Annotated in this window: 1 protein-coding gene; it reads right to left on the bottom strand. The window is 45.5% G+C overall.

Annotated elements, in window-relative coordinates:
• Positions 1-2042 (bottom strand): UvrD-helicase domain-containing protein (locus PF479_RS12085; RefSeq protein ID WP_298006849.1); only part of this gene is annotated, 2042 nt, incomplete at its 3' end.
• Between the last annotated feature and the right edge of the window lie 424 nt (positions 2043-2466).

The following is a 2466-nucleotide window of genomic DNA, read 5'->3' as shown; positions in this document are numbered from 1 at the left end:
TGCCACACAGTCTTCAACAGCTCATCTTCGGGCTTCTCTTTCATAAACACATTGAGGATGTCCATGGTCCGGGTCAGGCTGACATAGAGCAGGTTCTTTTTGATCTTTTCCTCTGTTCCCTCATCCAGCCCTTTGATCCCCTGTTCCAAACGGGGGAGGAACAGCAGCACCACAGGCATATCCAGACCCTTACTGGAATGAAGTGTGGAGATGCGGACCTTCCCGGATTCCAGGAAGTCAAATTGACGATCCATGATTGTTGTGCTGTTAAATCCAGCCTCTCTGACAGCCTGGCTGATCTTATTCTCAAATTGGTAGGATGGGACCAGGATGAATATATTCTCAGGATCGTACTCTAATGTGTTGATGAGGAAGGTCAGCCTCTTTTGCAGCATCGAATAGAGTTCCTGCGTATGTTCCGCCGTAAAGAGCTCCGGGGCTGGTCCTTCCCTGAAGGCAGAGAGATCTTTTTCATCATCCCGGAAGTTTTGACAGAGCTCCATGATGGCCCGGGTACTGCGGAAGTTCGTTTTGAGAACACTGCTGTGCCCCTGGATTTTAAGTCCTGAATGTTTATAGGGTGACTGGAAGGAGTAGATGCTCTGCCCAGTATCTCCGGCCATTACAATACCTTTACGGGTCTGGCTTTTTAGAATCTTAAGCTCCAGGGTGCTGATATCCTGTACCTCGTCTATAAAAATTCTATCGATTTCAGCTCCCGGAAGGGAAGCTGCAATAAGGGTTCGGCTGTATCCTTTACTGACCAGGCCGGATTCGAACATCTTTGCTTCCAGATTTTCTTTGATCCTCCAGACTTCCTCTCTTTGTACCTTTGAGAGGGGAGTCTTCATGCCCCGCCGACCGACCATATCATCAATATACTGCTCCCTGCTGTATCCTGATGAGTAGATAAAGTTCTCAAGCTCCGCTTCCAGCTGGAGGGGAGTGAGGAAATCAGGACAATCAGTTTCTTTGCAGAGATTTTTCAGTGTCTTGTAGTCCACAGTCAATCCGGGATGGATTTTCTGCAGCATATGAAGGAACCAGGAGTCCACCGTACTGATCAGATCATCCGGGCGGGAGTCCAGATGCATGATGGTGGAGATATAACTGTTGTATTTTACCAGGGTTCTTGTGTAGGAGAGCAGGATAAGGGAGCCGTCATCCAGGAGTGATTCCTTCCGGCTTTTTATATCCCGGCGGAGGGCTTCCATTAGGATAAAGGTTTTACCCGTACCGGCAGCTCCGGTGATCAGAAAGTCACCCTGTTCTGGAATCCTTTCCAGGACCTCTTTCTGCTCTGCCGAGAGCCTCAGCAGGGTCTGTTCGTAGTCTCTCCGGGTCCTCGTGTAAAAGACCATTCGTTTTAATTCTTCCGTATAGTTCTGAATAGGTTTAAAGTCTTTCAGTTTTGTCTCTGCTTCCCTGAGCCGGAGTTTTAGATTCTGCCGTTCATCCCTGAGCACTTTGTTCTTTTCTTCTGATTTCAGACCTTTCTGTGCTAATTGAACCAGGTTGGCAGATGTGAGTTTGAGGTCTTCTTCCAACTGTTCTTTTTCATCCTGGAGCATCTGATAGGTTTCCAGTTGTTCCAGCAGCTCTCTATTTTCTCTTTGAGCCTGAAAGGCCTCCCATTTTAGATTTTCATAGTCTTTCAGTTCGGCTGTGAGGTCGATCCGGTCATTCCAGGATTTCAGAGGGTCTTCCTCTTCGGTGTGCAGAAGCCGGCAAAACTGGATAAACCTGTGGGTGGCGGCCAATGCCTCTTCTTTGCTGATGCTGTCAAAATTGTGACGGATACCGTTGGTCAGTATCCTGTCATGATTTATACCGCCGAAAGATTGGAGTTCGGGGATATATTCCTTTGAGGTCTCTGCCATCTTTCGTTTAAGAGAGAAGAGTTTATCCCCAAAATTGGGGTGTTCAAACGTTTCAGCTGTTATTTGTTCATTCAGGATATGTTCGATATAGGCGGAGAGGGCAACCAGGTATAATCCGGGGTCCGTGGCGGAAAGGTTGGTCAATCGTTGAATGGCTGTCATAGGGGCCTCCATAAATATGTATTTGTATATTATAGGGGCGCAGATGAAGTGTGGACAGTCTTAAAATAAATAATGCAGACATCCTCATTCTATGTCCCCCTGGAGTGATATTTTTCTGTATATGGTTAGACTGCCTTTTTCATTTTCAAAGACACAGGCAGCCTTATATAGTTTCACGACTTAATGTAGAATTTTTAAAACCTTGAAGTTCCTTAAGGAGGAATTGAAATATTTGAAGTTATAAAACTGATGAGCTGATTGGCCGGGTTAGATTTATTGATCAAACAGAAGAGGGGAGTAAATATTAAGTTGTGTTCATCGTATATCCAAAAGACATGCTGTCTGATTACTTCTCAATAATTTAAAGTGAATCTGATGATGGAAGCATAGCAGAAAGATCCAGTATTTATTCCATGGTATTATC

This window comes from Oceanispirochaeta sp., from assembly GCF_027859075.1.
GTDB lineage: Bacteria > Spirochaetota > Spirochaetia > DSM-2461 > DSM-2461 > Oceanispirochaeta.
This window is presented reverse-complemented; position numbering and strand designations above follow the sequence as displayed.